This window comes from Paraburkholderia sp. PGU19, assembly GCF_013426915.1.
In the GTDB taxonomy this organism is placed as follows: Bacteria; Pseudomonadota; Gammaproteobacteria; order Burkholderiales; family Burkholderiaceae; genus Paraburkholderia.
In genome coordinates this window covers 1,039,333-1,057,988 of record NZ_AP023179.1, presented here as the reverse complement: position 1 = coordinate 1,057,988, position 18,656 = coordinate 1,039,333, and the positions used below count along the sequence as shown (strand labels likewise).

Sequence of the window (18,656 nt, the reverse complement as noted above, 5' to 3'; positions counted from 1 at the left end):
TGCCGCCAGCGCACGGGGCGCACGGCACGAGGCGGATGCCTCGACGGTAGGCGCGCGGTCGACGAAACGGGATAAGACATGGGTCAGATTACCCTTAAAATCAAGGACGAAACGCTCGCATCCTTGCGAAAGGATTTCGAGGCGTTCGTGCGGGTTTCAGTGAAACTGGACCCGCAGTTCGCGACGCCGTCGTTCGAGGATTTTTTGCGCGCGAAGCTCCTCGACAACATGGTGCCGCTGACGGAGCACGCCGTGCAGCGGATGCTGCAGGGCGGCCAGTACGCATGGGCGAAGCGCACGCTGGACAAGGAGTTTCCGGACGTCGTCGCGATTCTGATGAAGCAGGCGAACGAGTTCGGCTTCGGCTTCGCCGCGCGCACGGAATGGACGCCCGAGGAACTCGCGAAGCAGAGCCGCGAGTGGGCCGCTGCGATCGTCAAGGAAGCGGAAGGCGCGCCTTCGCTGGTGGACCCGCTCGCCGCGCAGATCAAGTCGGCGGCGCAGGACATCCAGGCGCTCGAAGAAGTGATGCAGACGCCCGCATGGCGTCTGGCCGAATCACTGCGTCAGCGCGTGTACGAGGCGAAGGTCGCGTGCGAAACCAGCGTGGGCAGCGCTGCGCGCGAAAAGCTCGGCGAATTGCGCGGCCTTTTGCGTCTGGGCATTTCGCACGGCTCGTTCCAGAAGCAGGAAGCGCAGCAGATCATGGAATATCTGCGGCTCCTGAAGCCTGAGATATTCGTCGAAGAGCCGTATGACGTGTTCACGCGGCTCGCCGCCTGGCTGCGCAACTTCTTCATGCCGCCGCCGCGACCGCAGCAGCAGCAACAGCGGCAGTCGCGCTAGACCTCGTCCCGCGACACCGCGCGTCGAACCGGACGCCGACACATCGCGGCAAGCTCAGTCCCACATTTTTCTGAGCTTCGCCGCGATTTCTATTTTGGCTTGCGCGGCGGCGGCCAGCCCCGCTCGCGTCGGCGCCGACACGACGGGCGCGGGCGGCCAGGCATGCGAATCGAACAGCGGCAGCAGATGCACCGGAATGAAGCGGGTGCGCGACGCCCACACGTGCCGGTCGGCGAGATGCGTCTGGTTGTGCACGTAGAACCGCTGCGGCATCACGATATGCAGGTCCTCTTTCGCGCGCGTCATCGCCACGTATAGCAGACGCCGCTCCTCGTCGATTTCCTCTTCGCTGCCCGTGCCGAGATCGGACGGAATGCAGCCGTCGACGCCGTTGAGCACAAACACGTTGCGCCACTCCTGCCCCTTCGCCGAATGAATCGTCGACAGGATCAGATAGTCTTCGTCGATCAGCGGAACGCCGGATTCGTCGCTGGTGGCGTCGGGCGGATCGAGCGTCAGCTCCGTCAGGAAGCGTTCGCGCGACGCGTACGTGCCCGCGATGCTCTCCATCTGCGCGAGATCGGCCTGGCGAATCGACGCATCCTCGTGATTGCGCTCGAGATGTGGCTCGTACCAGCGCCGCACCATTTCGAACTCCGCGGGCCAGGGCGTCTGCCGTCCGCATGCGGACGCCATCATCGCCACGAACGGATGCCAGTCTTCGAGAGCGCGCGCCGGCGGCGCGAAAGCGGCTAACGCGCTCGCCGTGCGGCCGGACGCAGCATGCGCGGCATCCAGCGCGCCGCCTGACTGGAACGCGTCGGCCCGCGCAGCGATGTCGTCAAGCACGCGAGCGGCCGTCGCAGGGCCGACGCCCGGCAGCAACTGCACGACGCGAAAACCCGCGACGCGATCGCGCGGATTCTCCGCCCAGCGCAGCACGGCCAGCACGTCCTTCACATGGACGGAATCAAGAAACTTCAGGCCGCCGAACTTCACGAACGGAATGTTGCGCCGCGTCAGCTCTATTTCGAGCGCGGCGCTGTGATGCGCGGCGCGAAACAGCACCGCCTGCGCCTTCAGCTTCATGCCCGCCTCGCGCGCGGCGAGCACCTGCTCGACGATGTAGCGCGCCTGGTCTGCGTCGTCGGCGACCGTGACGAGATGCGGGCGTTGCGCCGACGCCTTGTCGGTCCACAGGTTCTTCGTGTAACGCTCGGACGAAAGGCCGATCACCGCATTCGAAGCTTCGAGGATCGGCTGCGTCGAGCGATAGTTGCGCTCCAGCGTGACCTGTTTCGCGGGCGGATCGAAATTCGCGGGAAAGTCGAGAATGTTGCGCACAGTCGCGCCGCGAAACGAATAGATCGACTGCGCGTCGTCGCCGACTACCGTCAGGCCGCGCCCATCCGGCTTCAGCGCGAGCAGGATCGACGCCTGTAGCCGGTTGGTGTCCTGGTACTCGTCGACGAGCACGTGATCGAAACGCTCGGACAGATCGGCGGCAATGGCGGGCTCGGCCGCCATGTGCGACCAGTAGAGCAGCAAGTCGTCGTAGTCGAGCACGCTTTGCTTCTGCTTCGCGTCGACGTAGGCGGCGAACAGCATGCGCAGATCGGCTTCCCATTCGCGGCACCACGGGAACGCGCTGTTGAGCACGTCGGCCAGCGACGCGCCCGTATTCACGACGCGCGAGTAAATCGCGAAACACGCCGATTTCGACGGAAAGCGCTTTTCCTTCGCGGACAAGCCGAGCTCGTGACGCACGAGATTCATCAGGTCGGCGGAATCTTCGCGGTCGTTGATCGTAAAGGTCGGCGCGAGGCCGATCAGATCGGCGTACTCGCGTAACAGGCGCGCGCCGACGCTGTGGAACGTGCCCGACCACGTCAGCCCCTGCGCGAGCGCCGCGCGCGTGCCGAGTGCCGCGCCCGCGATGCGCGTGACACGCCGTGTCATTTCGAGCGCGGCGCGGCGCGAGAACGTCAGCAGCAGGATGCGGCGCGGATCGACGCCCTTGACGACCAGATTCGCGACGCGGTGCGCAAGCGTGTTCGTCTTGCCGGAGCCCGCGCCCGCGATCACCAGCAGCGCGCCGGACGGATGCGCGATGTCGTCGGTGCCGTATTCGACGGCTTCGCGCTGGGCGTCGTTGAGCTTCGCCAGCCAGTCGGTCGTGGCGGCGATGGCCGCCGCTGCGGGCGAATCCGTCGCGGCAGAGGATGACGAGGACGGAGAATCGGCGACGGAAAGCACGATTGGCGGGTCGGATAGTGAGGGCGACGCATACTGTATATCCATACAACCCGCGACGACAAGCGCCCCATTTTTCATGCGCTCGCCGCAAAGAGAAAGCCCGGCGTGGGCCGGGCTTCGTCGGGCGGCGTGAACCCGCCGCACAGCATGTATAGCAAAGAACCGCCTACTGCGATTTAGCGTCCTTCACCTTGGCGTCAGCGTTCGCCTTGTCGGCATCAGCCTGCGCGTCGGCCTTCTTCTTGTCGGCCTTCGCCTGTGCAACGTCCGCCTTCTTGTTGGCCTTCGCCTGTTCCTTGGCGGCCTTGTTGTCGGCGTGCGTCATCGGCTCGGTGGCAGGATCGTGCGTCGTCTGCGCGACCGCGAGCGTCGTCATGCTGCCGGCGATCAGGGCGGCGCACAGTGCGCCTATCATCTTGCTGGTCTTTTTCATCTTGTCCTCCCTCTTTCCAACCTCAAAAGCTTGCAGGCGGTCACAGCGCCTGTTGCATCACAGGCGCCGGAAGCCGCTCATCAGTTATGCGCTTCGCCCGATGCCGCCGCGCCTGTCGGCTGGCCCTGCATCTCGGCCTTCAGTTCGTTCGATGCAGCCGCCTTGTCAGCCTTCTTGTTGATCTTCGCGTTGCTGACCTGGTCCTTGTAGGCGGACTTCGCGGCCTTTTGCTGCTCCTTCATCTGCTGCTTCGACATCTTTTTCTGCGCGCTGTACTCGGCGTTCGCCTGAGCGTCCGCGTTGCGCTTCTGGACGAGCGGGTCGGTCGAGCCAGGCGCGGTCAGGTTCTGCGGCGCGGGTGCCGGCATCTGGACGCCCTGGGCGGCGGGTGCGGCGGCGGGCGCCTGCTGGACCTGAGCCTGGGTGGACAGGTCCGCGGAAGGCTGGGCAGCCGTCTGGGCGAATGCGGCAGTCGACGCCATCGCAGTGAGGGCGGTACCGATCAGGAGCGTACGGAGCTGGGTCATGGCAATCCTCTCTGAAGTTTGTCGATATCGGCACGCGGGTGGTCCGGTCGGTGTGAATCGGCCGATGCCGTATCCGCGTATTCAGCCGGCTACAAAAATGCAGCAGGCCTTTCCACAGACCGGGCTTTTGCGAGTGAAGTTCGCCACAAAAAACGTCTGTTACTCAACGTTTCATTTCCTGACAACTGAATAACATCTGCTTGCAAATGCTCCGGCGCGTCGCCACTCACTCGCACCCGGACGTCGGGCGCCGCGCGATGGCTTATCATGCGAGTCGCTTTTCAACGACCCTGCCGACCACCTGTCGATCGCAACTGCCATGCCCAACCTCGATTTCACCCTGACCGGCGACTACGTCGAACTCCACAATCTGCTGAAGATTACAGGCCTTGCGGACAGCGGCGGATCGGCGAAAGTGATCGTTGCGTCGGGCGCCGTGACCGTCGACGGCCAGGTTGAAACGCGCAAAACGTGCAAAATCCGCGCGGGCCAGGTCGTGCTGCTAGGCGACACGCGGATCGCCGTCCACGAGGGCTGACGTTCGACAGAACCACCCGGACGGTGCCACAAGGCCGCTAGATATGCGGCTCGCATCAGTCAACGGAATTCCCGCCGCCGCAAACCCGCACCAAAAATGTGCCTGTTCATCGACAGCGCCGCGTTCCCGCAATAAGCTGTCCGTCTGGACAGAAAAACAAATGGCGCGCGGCGCAATTGCCGAGCGTGTCGCCCTTTCGCGCAACAGCGCTTCGAACATGAATCCAACCGGAATGTCCCGCGCGCTCAGCGGGCCGCCCACTCTTTCGCGTCACGCCGCCGACACGGCGCGTCTCGCTGCCCCGCTGGCCATCGCACAGCTGTCGCAGATGGCGATGAGTGTCACCGACACGGTCCTGCTCGGCTCGCTCGGCCCTGACGCGCTCGCGGCGGGCGGCCTCGGCGCGAACCTGTTCTTCGTCGTCGTGACGCTGTTACAAGGCGTGTTGACGTCCGTCAGCGTGAGCGTGTCGCATGCGCGCGGCGCGCAGGCCGAAGAACGGGTGCCGCATATTTACTGGACGGGCTTTTTGCTGTCGTTGTTGCTGGCCGTGCCGGCGTTCGTGCTGCTGTCGTTCGCGGCGCCCATCATGATGGCGTTCGGCGAGCCGGCGCTGCTCGCGCACAACGTCGGCGAATACTGCGCGGTGCTGCGCTGGGGCGCGCCCGCCAGCCTGATCGGGATTGGCCTGATGCGCTCGTTCCTGCCCGCGATCGGCGCGGCGCGGCGGCTGCTGTGGGTGTCGATCGGCGGCGTGTTCGTCAATGGGTTCCTGAACTACGGGTTGATCCATGGCGCGTATGGCTTGCCGCGAATTGGCTTCCTGGGGTCGGCGGTCGCGACGACGTTCACTGTCTGGCTCACGGCGCTCACGCTGATGGGTCTTTTGCATCTGCGGCCGCGGTTCCGGCATTTCGTTACGGCCACTCGGCCGAACGTGCCGCTGATGGGCGAGTTGTTCGGTATCGGCTGGCCGGTGGCGATCACGTATGGCGTCGAATCGATGTTGTTTCTTGCCACGGGGCTGATGGTTGGACTGCTTGGCGAGTCACAGCTGGCGGCGCATCAAATCGCGCTGAATGTGGCCTCGGTGGCGTTTATGGTGCCGCTTGCGATTGGCCAGGCGGCGAACGTGCGCGTCGGGTTCTGGTCAGGTGCGGGACAGCCGCTGGCCGCGCGGCATGCGGGGTTCGTCGCGCTGGGGCTGGGGGTCGGGTTTATGTGTCTGTCGGGGCTGTTTTTGATTACGGCGCCGCGGTTCATTGTCGGGCTGTATCTGCATCTCGACGATCCTGCTAATGCGCCGACTGTGGCGCTGGCCAGTTCGTTGTTGGGCGTGGCGGCGATTTTTCAGATTGTCGATGGGATGCAGACGGTAGGATCGGGGTGCTTGCGCGGGCTGAAGGACACGCGGGTTCCGATGATTGCGGCTGCGTTTGGGTATTGGGGGATTGGGTTTCCGACTGGTTATACGCTCGCGTTTCATTTTGGGCTCGGGGCCCGGGGGTTATGGTGGGGGCTCGCTGCTGGGCTCGCGAGTGTGGCGGTGTTGATGACGTTGCGGTTTCATCGCAAGAGTTTGCGGATTGTTGGGGTGGGTGGGGTTGCCGCAGGGGAGTGATTTTTTGCCTTTGCGGCGCGGGTGTTGCGACTGTGGGTTTGTCTTTGCGCTGGCATCCGCGTTATGCCTTCGTGCTTCAGGCCTTCGTGGCGCGGGCGTTGTCAGTCGGTGTTTCGGGCCTTCGCGCTGGCATCCGCGTTTTGTTAGCGTGCTTCAAGCGTCGCCCCTGTGCGGGGCGGCACCTACTTTTCTTTGCCGCCGCAAAGAAAAGTAGGCAAAAGAAAGCGGCTAACACCGCCAGTTCTTGTGTTTGCCTGAGGGCCCCCAACCGGTCCCTCACTTCACACGGCAACTTTTCTGTTCGCGTTCGTTGCCAACGCTCTCTGTACGCCTCACCCGCTTCACGCACCCGCGTCGCAGCATGCCATACCAGACATTCCACTGCCGCCCAGGTGGCAAACTGTGTGTAGGCCGTAGCGCCACACACGCCTCACTCCGAACCGATAGCGCAGGCGTTCCACCCTGTAAGGGCGCCAGGCTGTACGCCGCGACAACCTACACACAGTTTGCCACCTGGGCGGCACAAACCATTCGCTGCCGCTAGCTCTTGTTCGGATGTTTGAAGCGGGTGAGGCGCTCATTCAAAGCGTTGGCAACGCGCGTGAATAGATATGCTGCCGTGTGAAGCGTAAGACCGGTTGGGGGCCCTCAGGCAGGAAGAGATGTTGGCGGTGTGAGCCGCTTTCTTTTGCCTACTTTTCTTTGCGGCGGCAAAGAAAAGTAGGTGCCGCCCCGCACAGGGGCGACGCTTGAAGCAAGCTAACGAAACGCGGATGCCAGCGCAGAAGCAAAATCGAACCACCCGCCCCGCGAAAGCTCAACCGCAAATGCCGCCGCAAAAGCAAAAAAAACCAAACCAGAAACGACCCAACCGCGACAGGTAAAATGCCCGCCGCATCCAGGCGAAAAAAACAAACCCCAAGGACCACTTCAATGCTTGCCCGCATCGCCCGTCTTTTCCCGCTGTGGGCCGTACTGGCCTCGGTCACCGCGTACTTCTCGCCGTCCTCCGTAACGGGCATCGCCCCCCACGTCACCACGCTCCTCACCATCATCATGCTGTCGATGGGCGTCACGCTCTCCATCAGCGATTTCCGCCGCGTCTTCACACGCCCCGCCCCCGTCATCGCGGGCATTGTGCTGCATTACCTCGTGATGCCCTAGCCGCGTGGGTGATAGCAAAAGCGCTGCGCATGCCGCCCGATCTGACAGCGGGCATGGTGCTGGTAGGCAGCGTCGCAAGCGGCACAGCATCGAACGTGATGATCTATCTCGCACGCGGCGACGTCGCGCTGTCCGTCACGATCAGCGCACTGTCGACGCTCGTCGGCGTGTTCGCGACGCCGCTGCTCACGCGCCTGTATGTCGACGCGTCAATCGCCGTCGACGTGCACGGCATGCTGATGAGCATCCTGCAAATCGTCGCGCTGCCGATCGTCGTCGGCCTTGCCGTCAATCATCTCGCCGGCAAGCTCGTGCGCAAGATCGAGCCCGTGCTGCCGCTGGTTTCGATGGTGTCGATCCTGCTGATCATCGCGGCCGTGGTCGGCGGCACGCAAAAGAGCATTGCGTCGGTGGGGCTCGTCGTCGCGCTGGGCGTAGTGCTGCACAACGGCATCGGCCTGCTCGGCGGCTATTGGGGCGGACGTCTGCTCGGCTTCGACGAGTCCGTGTGCCGCACCCTCGCGATCGAAGTCGGCATGCAGAACTCCGGCCTCGCCGCGACACTCGGCAAACTCTACTTCACGCCGATCGCCGCGCTGCCGGGTGCGCTGTTCTCCGTGTGGCACAACCTGTCAGGCTCGATGCTCGCAGGCTACTGGGCCGGCCGCCCTGCCAAAGGCTCGACCGCCGATCAGGACGCAAACGCACTGACCCGCGAACGCGTCTAAAGCCTGTCTAACGCTTCCCCTGCCGTTTCTTCCTGACATGCGGTCGCGCGCTTCACCGCGCGCCGCGTGTCACGGCCGCCTCTTCCGCACGGACACCGCCCCCGCTCACCGAAGCCAGGCACGCGCGTTGCAGAGGCAGATTGCGTCGCTATCCGACCCGCATTAACGATTCCCCGTAGAATGGTCCGGTCGATGGACGACGCCACGACGACCATCCGTGCCGCTCAAGTGGAGGAACAAGCGTGTCGGCTCATAACACGAACGGCGCCACCGCATCGCAGCATCAGCATGAACAACCCAGCACCCGCATCTCGCGTCACGCGCCAGGCCCGATGTTGATGCGCGCGTTCGCGCTCATCGTGTCGGCGATGTTGCTGACAGCATGCGCGACGCGCCCGCCCGCCACCGCGTTCGACCGCCCCGTCACGCACGCGCTGCCCGCCACCGACACCACGCCGCTCGCCACCGCGCTCGCCGCGCCCGAGCGCGCGCATCCCGGTCAGTCGGGCTTTCGTGTGCTGTCCGACGGCACGGAAGCGCTGCAGATGCGCATCGCGCTCGCGCGCGCGGCGACGAAGACGCTCGACATGCAGTACTACATCGCCGAAGAGGACACGACAGGCAAGCTGCTGCTCGCGGCCGCCCTCTACGCGGCGGATCACGGCGTGCGCGTGCGTATGCTGGTCGACGATCTGAACTTCAAGGACATCGACCGCGTGATGGCCGCGCTGAACTCGCACGACAAGATCGAGATCCGCGTGTTCAACCCGTTCGGCAGTTCGGAAACAAGCTTCTATCAGCGTAGCCAGAACTTCTTCACGCAGATCGGCGCATTCACGCGGCGCATGCACAACAAGGCGATGATCGCGGATAACCAGATCGCGATCGTCGGCGGCCGCAATCTCGGCGACGAATACTTCAGCGCGAGCCCGACACTGCAGTTCCGCGATATCGACGTGCTCGCGGCAGGCCCGATTGCGTCCGACATTTCCGCAAGCTTCGACGAGTACTGGAACGACAGCAACGCGTACCCTTTACGTGCACTCAACAAGCAGAAGTTCGATCCGCACGAACTCGACGACATGCGCGACGAACTGCGCGCGCACTGGCGCAAGAATGCCGATCCGTACAACGCAAAACCGCTGAACGCGACGCCGCTCGCCGCGCAGATCGCGAAAGAGGAACTGGGGCTCGTGTGGGCAAGCGCCGAGTTCAAAGTCGATTCACCCGAAAAAATGAAGCTGCCCGCCGATCAGTACAAGAGCCCGCCAATGCAGCGGCTCGTCGAACTGATGCACGACGCACAGCAGGAATTCCTCATCACGTCGCCGTATTTCGTGCCGCACCAGGCGGGCGTCGATGCGCTCGGCCAGCTCGTGCAGCGCGGCGTAGCCGTCAAGGTGCTGACCAATTCGCTCGCCGCGACGGATGCCGTCGCCGTGCAGGCGGGCTACAGTCCGTATCGTGTGCCGCTGCTCGAGCATGGCGTGCAGTTGTACGAATTCAAGCCGACGCCCGGCGACGCGGCACCGACGGCGGGCCTGTTCGGCTCGCAATCGAAAGCGAGTCTGCACGCGAAAACCTATGTGATCGACCGCAAGACGCTCGTGATCGGTTCGATGAATCTCGATCCGCGCTCCGCGCATCTGAACACGGAGCTTGCGCTGGTGATCCACAGCCCGCCGCTGGCCGGCCAGGTCGGTAGACTGTTCGACCAGGCGACGGCGCCCGCCGTCAGCTATCGCGTGACGCTCGCGACGCCGGCCGAACTCGCCGTGCTGCGCTACTCGGCGACGCCACAGGCAAAGCTCGTCTGGACCGACGAGGAAAACGGCCAGCTTCGCCGCTACAACCTCGATCCCGGCGCGGGCTTTTACCGTAACGCGCTGACGGGTCTATTCTTGTTGCTGCCAGTCGACGAGCAGTTATAACGGCGCAGTCTCATGCAGACAGATCGCAAACTGACTGCAGAGTGCGCCACTTTCCCGGAAGCCTTCCGATCACCTAGTCAAGCGGAGTAGAACATGACCGAAGATGTGCGCATGGAACGCGACACGTTCGGCGAAATCGCCGTGCCGAACGCGAAATTGTGGGGGCGCAAACGCAGCGTTCGCTGCAGAACTTCAAGATCTCGACGGAAAAGCAGTCGCCCGAACTGGTCACCGCGCTCGCGATCATCAAGCGTGCCGCCGCCGAAGTGAACCTGAGCCTGGGCGTGCTCGACGCGACCAAGGCGAAGGCGATCATGGCCGCCGCCGACGAGATCATCGAAGGCAAGCATCCCGACGAATTTCCGCTCGCGGTCTGGCAGACGGGCTCCGGCACGCAGACCAACATGAACCTCAACGAGGTGATCGCGAACCGTGCGAGCGAGCTGATGGGCGGCGAGCGCGGCGAAGCGCGCCTCGTGCATCCAAACGACGACGTGAATCGCGGGCAATCGTCGAACGACGTGTTCCCGACGGCGATGCATGTGGCAGCCGCCGTTGGCATCGTCAAGCATTTGCAGCCGTCGCTGAAGGCGTTGCGCGAGACGCTCGATAAAAAGTCGAAGGCATTCGCCGATATCGTGAAGATCGGCCGCACGCACTTGCAGGACGCGACGCCGCTCACGCTTGGCCAGGAATTCTCCGGCTATGTCGCGCAGCTCGATCACGGCGCGAAGCACGTCGAATCGTCGCTCGCGCATCTGTATGAACTGGCGCAAGGCGGCACGGCCGTCGGCACGGGGCTCAACGCGCATCCGAAGTTCGCCGGCGAAGTGGCGGCGGCGATCGGCCGGCTGACGGGCCTGCCCTTTGTGTCCGCGCCGAACAAGTTCGAGGTGATGGCGGCCGCCGACGCGCTGGTGTTCGCGCACGGCGCGTTGAAGACGCTCGCGGCGAGCATGATGAAGATCGCCAACGACGTCCGCTGGCTCGCGAGCGGTCCGCGCTGCGGCCTCGGCGAACTGTCGATTCCCGAAAACGAGCCGGGCAGCTCGATCATGCCGGGCAAGGTGAACCCGACACAATCCGAAGCGGTGACGATGCTGTGCTGTCAGGTGTTCGGCAACGACGTGGCCGTCAACATCGGTGGCGCGAGCGGCAACTTCGAATTGAACGTGTTCCGGCCGATGATCGCGCACAACGTGCTGCAGTCGGTGCGCCTGCTCGCCGATGGCATGCAGAGCTTCAACGACAACTGCGCAGTCGGCATCGAGCCGAACCGCGAGCGCGTCGATCAGTTGCTCAACGAATCCTTGATGCTCGTGACGGCGCTCAATCCGCACATCGGCTATGACAAGGCCGCGAAGATCGCCAAGAAGGCGCACAAGGAAGGCACGACGCTGAAGGCCTCGGCGTTGGCGCTCGGCTATGTGACGGAACAGCAGTTCGACGAATGGGTGCGTCCGCACGACATGGTCGGCAACGCGAAGCCCTAAAACCCTTCCCTCCCGCGAGGCTCTCTTTGCGAATTGCAGAGAGCCTCGGCGCGCGGGCTTGCTTTACACCTTGCCCTGCGCCACTTCCTCGGGCTTCAGGTCGACGATCGCATCGAGCGCGGCCTTCACGTCCATCGCGTACTTCGCGAGTGCCTTGTGTTCGTCGGTTTGCGGCTCGAACGACGGCACGGGCACGGGGCTGCCGTTCTCGTTGACGGCCACCATCACGACGAGGCAATCGGTGGTTTGCAGCAGTTCGCCGCCTTTCGGGTCGCCAGCATAGACGGACACATGGATGTGCATGCTGGTGCGCCCCGTCGCGACCACGCGCGCGCGCAGTTCGACCAGATTGCCGACGTGAATCGGCCGGCGAAAGCGGATATTGCCGACGCTGACCGTCACGCAATAGCGGCTCGACCAGACGGCCGCGCACGCGTAGGCGGTTTCGTCGATCCATTTCATCAGCGCGCCGCCGTGCACCTTGCCGCCGAAATTGACCGAGGTCGGTTCGGCGAGGAAGCGGAACGTGGTTTCTGAACGATCCAGCGGCGCAGCGGTTGGCGTGCTCATCTTGACTCCGGTCAAACAAATCGAAAGGAGCCGATTATACGAGCGCAATAAGACGGCCGCTGTGCTATCGGGCTTTGAGCCACATTCGACGCGCGCGAAATGTCGTGAAGCAACGCCCGAGCGGACTTCGATTCAGCGCAGCGCGGATGCAAAGCGCTCGCGGTAATCGAGCGGCAACACGCCGAAGCTGCGCATGAAAGCACGCCGCAAGTTCTGCTCGCTGCCGAAGCCGCAATCGATCGCAATCCGCTTCAACGGACGGCGCGATTCCGCCAACGCCCGTGACGCCGCTTCCAGCCGCATCGCCGACACCGTTTTCGCGGGCGTGCGGCCCACTTCGTCGACATAGCGCCGCGCGAACGTGCGCGGACTCATGCTCGCTTCTTCGGCAAGCCGCTCGACGGACAGGTCCCCGTTCAGGTTCGACGCCATCCAGCCATGCAGGCCGTCGAACGCGCCGCCCGCCGATGCCTGCGCCGCGAGCGCCGCGCTGAATTGCGACTGCCCGCCGGGGCGCTTGACGAACACGACGAGCCGCCGCGCGACCTGCATTGCGACGGGATGCCCGAAATCCTCCTGGATCAGCGCGAGCGCAAGGTCGATACCCGCCGTCACACCCGCCGATGTCCACACCGCGCGCGAATCGTCCTCCACGCCACCGCCGTTCAGGGGCTCACGGATGAAGATCGGCTCGGCATCCACATGCACGCGCGGGAAACGCTCAGCAAGGCGATGCGCGTCGCGCCAGTGCGTCGTCGCGCGGCGTCCGTCGAGCACGCCCGCCGCTGCCAGATAAAACGCGCCCGTGCACACCGAACAGATGCGCCGCACGTGCGGCGCGCGCCGCGCGATCCAGTCGATCAACGCGGGCTGCAGCGTGCGCGGATCGTCGACGGGATGCCGGGGATGATCAGCGTGTCGATCGGCTCGTCGTCGAGCGCATCGAGGCGCTGCGTGACGACGGGCAAGCCGGGAAACGTGTCGAGCGCGCCGCCGTCGATCGACGCGACCGTCGTCCGATAGGCAACAGGCTCGACCCGTTCACCCGGTGCCGGCGACACGCGGCGCGCGTCGCGCATGGTCAATTCTGCGCGATGAAACGCTTCGAGCGGGCCGCATGCGTCGAGCAGCACGAGTTCGGGCGCGACCGCGAACACGATGTGGCGAACCTGCGGCGCGGGCGTGTCGAAGGTGTCGTCGGAAGCGTGGGGCATCAATGGATCCTTAAGAGCGGCATGGCTCGACCGTTCACATGCCCGATGCCGCAACCACGCGTCTTCGCGACCACGCAAACGCGATCGTTGCCAGCGCGGCGAGCGCGAGAAACGGAAAAATCGCCAGGTTGATCGCGGCCCAACCGAGATGTGCCAGCATCTGCCCCGCGCACAGCGAGCCGAGCGCGGAAAATGCGAAGGTGGTGAATTCGCTGGTCGCCTGCGTCTTCGCGCGCTCGGACGGCCGGTACGATTGCGCGAGCAAGGTCGTGCCGCCGACGAACATCAGGTTCCAGCCGACGCCGAGGCACGCGAGCGCGGCATAGAAATGCGGCAGGTCGGTCGAGCGCAGCGCGAGCACGCCGCACAGCGCCGACAGCACGATGCCCGCGCCGATCACGCGCAGCACGCCGAAACGCGCGATCAGACGCGCCGAGAAAAACGACGGCGCGAACATGCCGACCAGATGCCACCGGATGATCTGCGCGCCATCGCCGATCGAGTGCCCGCACGCGACGGCGGCGATCGGCGTCGCCGTCATCACGAACATCATCACGGCGTAGCCGAGCGCATTGTTCGCGAGCGCGGCCACGAAGATCGGCTGGCGGACGATCGCGCGCCAGGGCCGCGCGGGTTCGCGGTGCGCGGCGGCGTCCATGTGCGGCGCGGCATCGCGGTAGAGGCTCGCCAGCAGCGCCATCGACAGCAGGCCGAGTCCCGTCACGAGCGCGTATGAGCCGGCAAAGGCGACGGGCGCGAGCCAGTCCTTGCTCCACGCGGCCAGCGCCGGTCCTAGCACGGCGGCGACGACGCCGCCCGTGAGCACCGTCGAGATCGCGCGGCTCTTGGCATCGGCGGGCACGGCGTCGGCGGCGGCAAGCCGGTAGTACTGCGCGAACGCCTGGAACACGCCGACGGTCGCTGTGCCCGCGCAAAACGCCCAGAAGCTCTGCTGAAAAATCGCGTACACGGAGATCGCGCCGCCCGCCGCGCCGATGCCCGCGCCGAGCAGAAAGCCCGCGCGGCGGCCGATGCGCGCCATCAGGAACGACGCGAAGACCGTCGTCAGCGCGGCGGCGACGGTGATCAGCGAAAACGGCAGCGTGGCAAGCGACTTGTCGGCGGCGAGCGTGTAGCCGACGAGACCCGTGAGCGTCAGATCGATCGATACCGACGACGTGTAGAGCGCCTGGCAGACAGCAAGCACGCGCGCGGCGCGCCGGCCGTGCGGGTCGGCGTGGCCCGGCACATCGCTGCGGATGGCGGAAGCGGCGGTAGGAGACGGCGGCATCGGTGGCCTCGAGGCTGAGTGACGATGCCGGCATCGTCACATCGATCGCGTTGGCAGAAAGGCCAATGATGCATCAATTTCTGCCACATCTGCCAGTTTGGCACGCGTGGTTCGCGCGGCGACGCCGGATGCCGCGCGCGTATCACTTGCGGTACGTGACGCCTTCGTCGATCGTGCCGTACATCGTGATGCTGCCCGACCCGGCCGACGACGAGCCCGAGCCGCCCTGCGCGCACGCGCTGCAAAGGACGACGGCGATGACCACGGCAAACAGGATTTTCATGACTGCGTTGTTCGCTAAACAGAAGAAAGCCCTTTCGATTCTAGCCTGTCTGGTTTGACGACCGCAGATTGCCTCGCCCCACGGCGCACGCGAGAATGCATGCGACGCTTCACGACAACCTGAAACATCGAATGCGCGTTGCGCCTAGAGTGGAGCCATGACTAGCGAAACCAGAAACAGGAGACCCTGATGGCCGCTGCGTTTCCCTCCGAACCCAATCACTTTCCGGGCCTGAGCCGCATCGGCGCGCTGCTCGCCGATCCTGGCCGCGCCGCGATGCTGTGGGCGCTGATGGACGGCACCGCGCGTCCCGCAGGCGAGTTGACGCTGATTGCGGGCCTGTCGCCTTCGGCGGCGAGCGCCCATCTCGCGCGGCTGACGGACGGCGGGCTGCTCGCGCTCGAAGTGCGCGGGCGGCATCGCTATTTCCGGATCGCGTCGGCGGAAATCGCGTCGACCATCGAGGCGCTCGCCAACGTCGCCCAAGCCACGGCCCCGCAACGCGCCGTGCCGCGCCCGGCGCGCACCGTGCCCGTCGACATGCGCTACGCGCGCACCTGCTACGACCACATGGCGGGCGAAGTGGCCGTGCGGGTCTACGAGCGGCTCATCGACGGCGGCCTGCTGACCGTCCACGGCGATGCGCTCGAAGCGACCTCAGACGGTGCGGCGCTGCTCGCGCAATGGGGCATCGACGTGTCGCAGCAGCGCGGACGCCGCCGGCGCTTCGCGTGCACCTGCCCGGACTGGAGCGAGCGGCGCCCGCATCTCGGCGGCGCGCTCGGCGCCGCACTGCTCGATTCGTGGTCGTCGCAGGGCTGGGTCGAGCGCACCGACCGGCCGCGAATCCTGCGCGTGACGCCCGTCGGCCATCGTCAGTTCGACGCCTTTCTGGCCCACTGACGAACGATTCGTCCGACCAAAGCAATCCACGCGACAACTTTTGTTACAGCGCCGTCTGGATGGCTTACAAATGAGAGCGCCTTGAAACAGGGGCCAAAGGTACAGTGATTTCACACGGCGCCGCCTGACGCGGCGCCCGATGGAGCGACAACCATGAAATCACTCGCCACACCCGCCAAGACATCCCGACACACTCACCCTGCCCTTCGACGCGATGCGCGTGGAGCTTCGCTCGTGGCGCTCGCCGTCGCTGGCGCGCTGACGGCCTTTGCGTTGCGGCCCGCCGCGGCGCAGGAGGCGCCGCCGCCCGCCAACTACGCGCAAGGCAACGCGCAAGCTGCGCCTGACACCGATCCGCCCGGACGTATCGCGCGCCTGAACTACATGGCAGGCACGGTCACGACCGAACCGGCGGGCGCATCGGACTGGTCGTACGCGCAGGTCAACCGCCCACTCACGACGGGCGACCAGTTGTGGAACGACAAGAATGCGCGCTCGGAACTGCACATCGGATCGACCGCCGTGCGCATGGGCGAGCAAACCAGCCTCGACATCCTCAACCTCGACGACAACAGCGCGCAGCTGAAAGTCGCGCAAGGCACGCTGTCGACACGCGTGCGCGCGATCGCACCCGGCTCGTCGTATGAGATCGACACACCGAACCTCGCGTTGGGCGTGAACGGCCCCGGCGATTACCGCGTCGACGTCGCGCCCGACGGCAGCAGCACCACCGTCACGGTGCGCAGCGGCAGCGCGACCGTCTATGGCGACAACGGGCAGGTGCCCGTCGGCGCCGGTCAGCAGGTCACGTTCACGGGCACGAGCCTGCAGCAGGCGGCCGCGAGCGGTGCGCCCGGAGCCGATCCGTTCGATCAATGGGCAGCGAGCCGCGATGCCGCCGAGGAGCGCTCGGTGTCGGCGCGCTATGTATCGCGCGAAATGCCCGGTTATCAGGATCTCGACGCGAACGGCACGTGGCGGAGCACGCCGCAGTACGGGCAAGTGTGGACACCGAATCAGGAGCCCGCCGGCTGGGCGCCGTATCGCGACGGCCATTGGGCCTGGCAGGCGCCATGGGGCTGGACATGGGTCGATGACGCGCCGTGGGGCTTCGCGCCGTATCACTACGGCCGTTGGGCCTATGTCGACGATTCGTGGGCGTGGGTGCCGGGAGAGGCCGCTGTCAGCGAGCCGCCCGTTTATGCGCCTGCCCTCGTCGCCTTTGTCGGCGATGGAGATGGCGGCGGCGGTGACTGGGGCGTGAACCTCGCTGTCGGCGGTGTGGCGGCGGCGGGTCTCGCGTGGTTTGCGCTCGGACCCGGCGAGCCGTGGCATCCGCACTGGGGCCGCGATCATGACTGGAGCCCGCGCTATTACGAGCGCGTGAACAACACGGTCATCGTCAACAACCGCGTGGATATCCATAACAACATCCACAACACGTACATCAACTATCGCGCGCCCGGCGCCGTGACGGCGATGCCCGCGACGGCGTTCGTCCACGGGCAGCCGACCAACCGCTTTGCGCATCGCGCCGATCCCGCGCAATGGCACAACGCGCGCTTCAATGCGGGCGCGCCGGGCATCGCGCCCGTCAGGCAGAGCTTCGGGCCGGGCACGCGCAACGCCGCGTACCGGCCGCCTGCGAACGTGATGGCGCGACCTGTCGTTGGTACGCGCAATCCGGGGATTCCCGCTGCGTTTCATGACAGGCTCGCGCAGAACTTCGCGCAAGGCGGTCACGGACGCGTGCCGGGCGCGGGCGAGCCGATCGTTCATACGTCGGTGCCGGCGCGCTTCGGCGCGCCGACGCTCGGCGGGAATGGGCCGGTCGCGAATGTTCGTGTCGTGCGCTCGCATGCGCCGGGGCAGATGCCTGGCGCCATGCCGGGTGCGCCGATGGCGGGTGGCGCAGGGGGTCCGGGCGCTCAGCGGCCCGGCGGCGGCGCACCGCAGGGCAATGGGCAACCGCAAGGCGTGCCGGGACACGGCTTCATACCCGGACAGATGGCGGGGGCGCCCAATGGCCAGCGACCGGGCGGCCGCGAGGTACAGGGCAATGGACAGCCGCACAGTGTGCCAATGCAGCCGGGGAATGGCGTACCGCGTCCGCCGCAATTTGCGGGTGGCCGCCCGATGAACGGCATGCCGCAACAGCCGGGTCAGCCCGGAAGCGCGCAACGGCCCGATATGGCCGCCGGTCAGCAGCGTGAACCTGCCTGGGCACAGCAACATGCGCCGATGGCGCAGCAACACGGAAATCCGCAGCAGTTCGGCGCGGCGCAGACGCCTGGACAGCGTTCGCCTATGTCACAGCCGGGTCAGGTCGCGCAGCAGCGTGAGCCAGCGCAGAGACCGGGGAATAGTTTCGGCGGCGGCGTCGTACAAGGACAGCCGGCGCATGGGCAGGATCAGCGCGGGCAACCCGCACCGATGCAGCAGGCTCAGGCGCAACCACGTCCGGAGATGCATCCGCAGCCGCAGGTCCAGCAACCACAGGTCCAACAGCAGCCGCGAGCCGACATGCATCCGCAACCGCAGCAGCAGGCGCGTCAGGAATTCCATCCGCAGCCGCGTCCGGAGGTTCGTCCGCAGCCGCAGCAACCACAGCAGCAGGCCCGCCAGGAAATCCGGCCGCAACCTCAACCACGTCCGGAGTTTCATCCGCAACCGCAGCAACCACAGCAGCAGGCGCGCCAGGAATTCCATCCGCAGCCGCAGCCTCAGCCTCAACCTCGTCCGGCGCCGCAGCAGGTGCAGCAGCCGCATCCGCAACCTCAACCCCAGCCCCAGCCGCATCAGGAACAGCGCACGACGGGCGGCGGACACGACGAGCATCATCGCGGATAAAACTCCGC

13 protein-coding genes and 3 pseudogenes are annotated in these 18,656 nt (G+C 65.5%); 9 read left to right on the top strand and 7 right to left on the bottom strand.

Annotation, left to right across the window (positions count from 1 at the left end; all coding sequences use genetic code 11):
* Positions 1–78 precede the first annotated feature (78 nt).
* Positions 79–846: a DUF4088 family protein gene (locus H1204_RS04820; protein WP_180730125.1), complete on the top strand. Its 768-nt coding sequence runs from the start codon at positions 79–81 to the stop codon at positions 844–846.
* Positions 847–900: 54 nt separating this feature from the next.
* On the opposite strand, the gene H1204_RS04815 is transcribed toward H1204_RS04820, so the two are convergent.
* From H1204_RS04815 to H1204_RS04805, 3 genes are all read right to left on the bottom strand, one after another.
* On the bottom strand, positions 901–3,147 hold the full coding sequence (locus H1204_RS04815; RefSeq protein ID WP_180730123.1) for an ATP-dependent helicase: 2,247 nt from the start codon (positions 3,145–3,147) through the stop codon (positions 901–903).
* Positions 3,148–3,268: 121 nt separating this feature from the next.
* Positions 3,269–3,535: a hypothetical protein gene (locus H1204_RS04810; protein WP_180730121.1), complete on the bottom strand. Its 267-nt coding sequence runs from the start codon at positions 3,533–3,535 to the stop codon at positions 3,269–3,271.
* Positions 3,536–3,615: 80 nt separating this feature from the next.
* Complete coding sequence (locus H1204_RS04805; protein WP_180730119.1) at positions 3,616–4,062, bottom strand: hypothetical protein; 447 nt, start codon at positions 4,060–4,062, stop codon at positions 3,616–3,618.
* Between H1204_RS04805 and H1204_RS04800 the strand changes: the two genes are divergently transcribed.
* The 6 genes and pseudogenes from H1204_RS04800 (at position 4,061) to fumC (ending at position 11,537) form a co-directional block, all read left to right on the top strand.
* The gene (locus H1204_RS04800) at positions 4,061–4,255 is read left to right on the top strand and encodes a hypothetical protein (protein WP_180730117.1); all 195 of its coding nucleotides are present in this window, start codon (positions 4,061–4,063) and stop codon (positions 4,253–4,255) included. The genes H1204_RS04805 and H1204_RS04800 overlap by 2 nt on opposite strands.
* A 126-nt stretch (positions 4,256–4,381) precedes the next feature.
* The gene (locus tag H1204_RS04795) at positions 4,382–4,600 is read left to right on the top strand and encodes an RNA-binding S4 domain-containing protein (protein ID WP_012400207.1); all 219 of its coding nucleotides are present in this window, start codon (positions 4,382–4,384) and stop codon (positions 4,598–4,600) included.
* 217 nt (positions 4,601–4,817) lie between these two features.
* On the top strand, positions 4,818–6,221 hold the full coding sequence (locus tag H1204_RS04790) for an MATE family efflux transporter (RefSeq protein ID WP_180730115.1): 1,404 nt from the start codon (positions 4,818–4,820) through the stop codon (positions 6,219–6,221).
* A gap of 933 nt (positions 6,222–7,154) precedes the next feature.
* Positions 7,155–8,113: pseudogene (locus H1204_RS04785) on the top strand (bile acid:sodium symporter family protein).
* Between the two features lie 242 nt (positions 8,114–8,355).
* Positions 8,356–10,044: a phospholipase D family protein gene (locus H1204_RS04780; RefSeq protein WP_180730113.1), complete on the top strand. Its 1,689-nt coding sequence runs from the start codon at positions 8,356–8,358 to the stop codon at positions 10,042–10,044.
* A gap of 93 nt (positions 10,045–10,137) precedes the next feature.
* Positions 10,138–11,537: pseudogene (fumC, locus tag H1204_RS04775) on the top strand (class II fumarate hydratase).
* A gap of 63 nt (positions 11,538–11,600) precedes the next feature.
* Here the strand turns inward: fumC and H1204_RS04770 are convergent.
* From H1204_RS04770 to H1204_RS04755, 4 genes and pseudogenes are all read right to left on the bottom strand, one after another.
* Positions 11,601–12,107, bottom strand: coding sequence for an acyl-CoA thioesterase (locus tag H1204_RS04770; protein WP_035990128.1), 507 nt, complete (start codon positions 12,105–12,107; stop codon positions 11,601–11,603).
* A gap of 132 nt (positions 12,108–12,239) precedes the next feature.
* Positions 12,240–13,321, bottom strand: a pseudogene (locus H1204_RS04765) (helix-turn-helix domain-containing protein).
* Positions 13,322–13,355: 34 nt separating this feature from the next.
* A complete protein-coding gene (locus H1204_RS04760) occupies positions 13,356–14,612 on the bottom strand; it encodes an MFS transporter (RefSeq protein WP_180730111.1) in 1,257 nt (418 codons plus the stop codon).
* A 142-nt stretch (positions 14,613–14,754) separates the two neighbouring features.
* A complete protein-coding gene (locus H1204_RS04755) occupies positions 14,755–14,895 on the bottom strand; it encodes a hypothetical protein (RefSeq protein ID WP_180730109.1) in 141 nt (46 codons plus the stop codon).
* A gap of 189 nt (positions 14,896–15,084) precedes the next feature.
* Between H1204_RS04755 and H1204_RS04750 the strand changes: the two genes are divergently transcribed.
* The gene (locus tag H1204_RS04750) at positions 15,085–15,798 is read left to right on the top strand and encodes a helix-turn-helix transcriptional regulator (RefSeq protein WP_180730107.1); all 714 of its coding nucleotides are present in this window, start codon (positions 15,085–15,087) and stop codon (positions 15,796–15,798) included.
* 153 nt (positions 15,799–15,951) lie between these two features.
* On the top strand, positions 15,952–18,648 hold the full coding sequence (locus H1204_RS04745; protein WP_180730105.1) for a DUF6600 domain-containing protein: 2,697 nt from the start codon (positions 15,952–15,954) through the stop codon (positions 18,646–18,648).
* Positions 18,649–18,656: the final 8 nt, after the last annotated feature.

What these genes read in the sequence shown, in the direction of transcription:
- H1204_RS04755 (WP_180730109.1), bottom strand. Translation starts at nt 14,895, where the DNA reads ATGAAAATCCTGTTTGCCGTGGTCATCGCCGTCGTCCTTTGCAGCGCG.
- H1204_RS04815 (WP_180730123.1), bottom strand. Translation starts at nt 3,147, where the DNA reads ATGGATATACAGTATGCGTCGCCCTCACTATCCGACCCGCCAATCGTG.
- H1204_RS04790 (WP_180730115.1), top strand. Translation starts at nt 4,818, where the DNA reads ATGAATCCAACCGGAATGTCCCGCGCGCTCAGCGGGCCGCCCACTCTT.
- H1204_RS04805 (WP_180730119.1), bottom strand. Translation starts at nt 4,062, where the DNA reads ATGACCCAGCTCCGTACGCTCCTGATCGGTACCGCCCTCACTGCGATG.
- H1204_RS04820 (WP_180730125.1), top strand. Translation starts at nt 79, where the DNA reads ATGGGTCAGATTACCCTTAAAATCAAGGACGAAACGCTCGCATCCTTG.
- H1204_RS04810 (WP_180730121.1), bottom strand. Translation starts at nt 3,535, where the DNA reads ATGAAAAAGACCAGCAAGATGATAGGCGCACTGTGCGCCGCCCTGATC.
- H1204_RS04745 (WP_180730105.1), top strand. Translation starts at nt 15,952, where the DNA reads ATGAAATCACTCGCCACACCCGCCAAGACATCCCGACACACTCACCCT.
- H1204_RS04800 (WP_180730117.1), top strand. Translation starts at nt 4,061, where the DNA reads ATGGCAATCCTCTCTGAAGTTTGTCGATATCGGCACGCGGGTGGTCCG.
- H1204_RS04795 (WP_012400207.1), top strand. Translation starts at nt 4,382, where the DNA reads ATGCCCAACCTCGATTTCACCCTGACCGGCGACTACGTCGAACTCCAC.
- H1204_RS04770 (WP_035990128.1), bottom strand. Translation starts at nt 12,107, where the DNA reads ATGAGCACGCCAACCGCTGCGCCGCTGGATCGTTCAGAAACCACGTTC.
- H1204_RS04760 (WP_180730111.1), bottom strand. Translation starts at nt 14,612, where the DNA reads ATGCCGCCGTCTCCTACCGCCGCTTCCGCCATCCGCAGCGATGTGCCG.
- H1204_RS04750 (WP_180730107.1), top strand. Translation starts at nt 15,085, where the DNA reads ATGGCCGCTGCGTTTCCCTCCGAACCCAATCACTTTCCGGGCCTGAGC.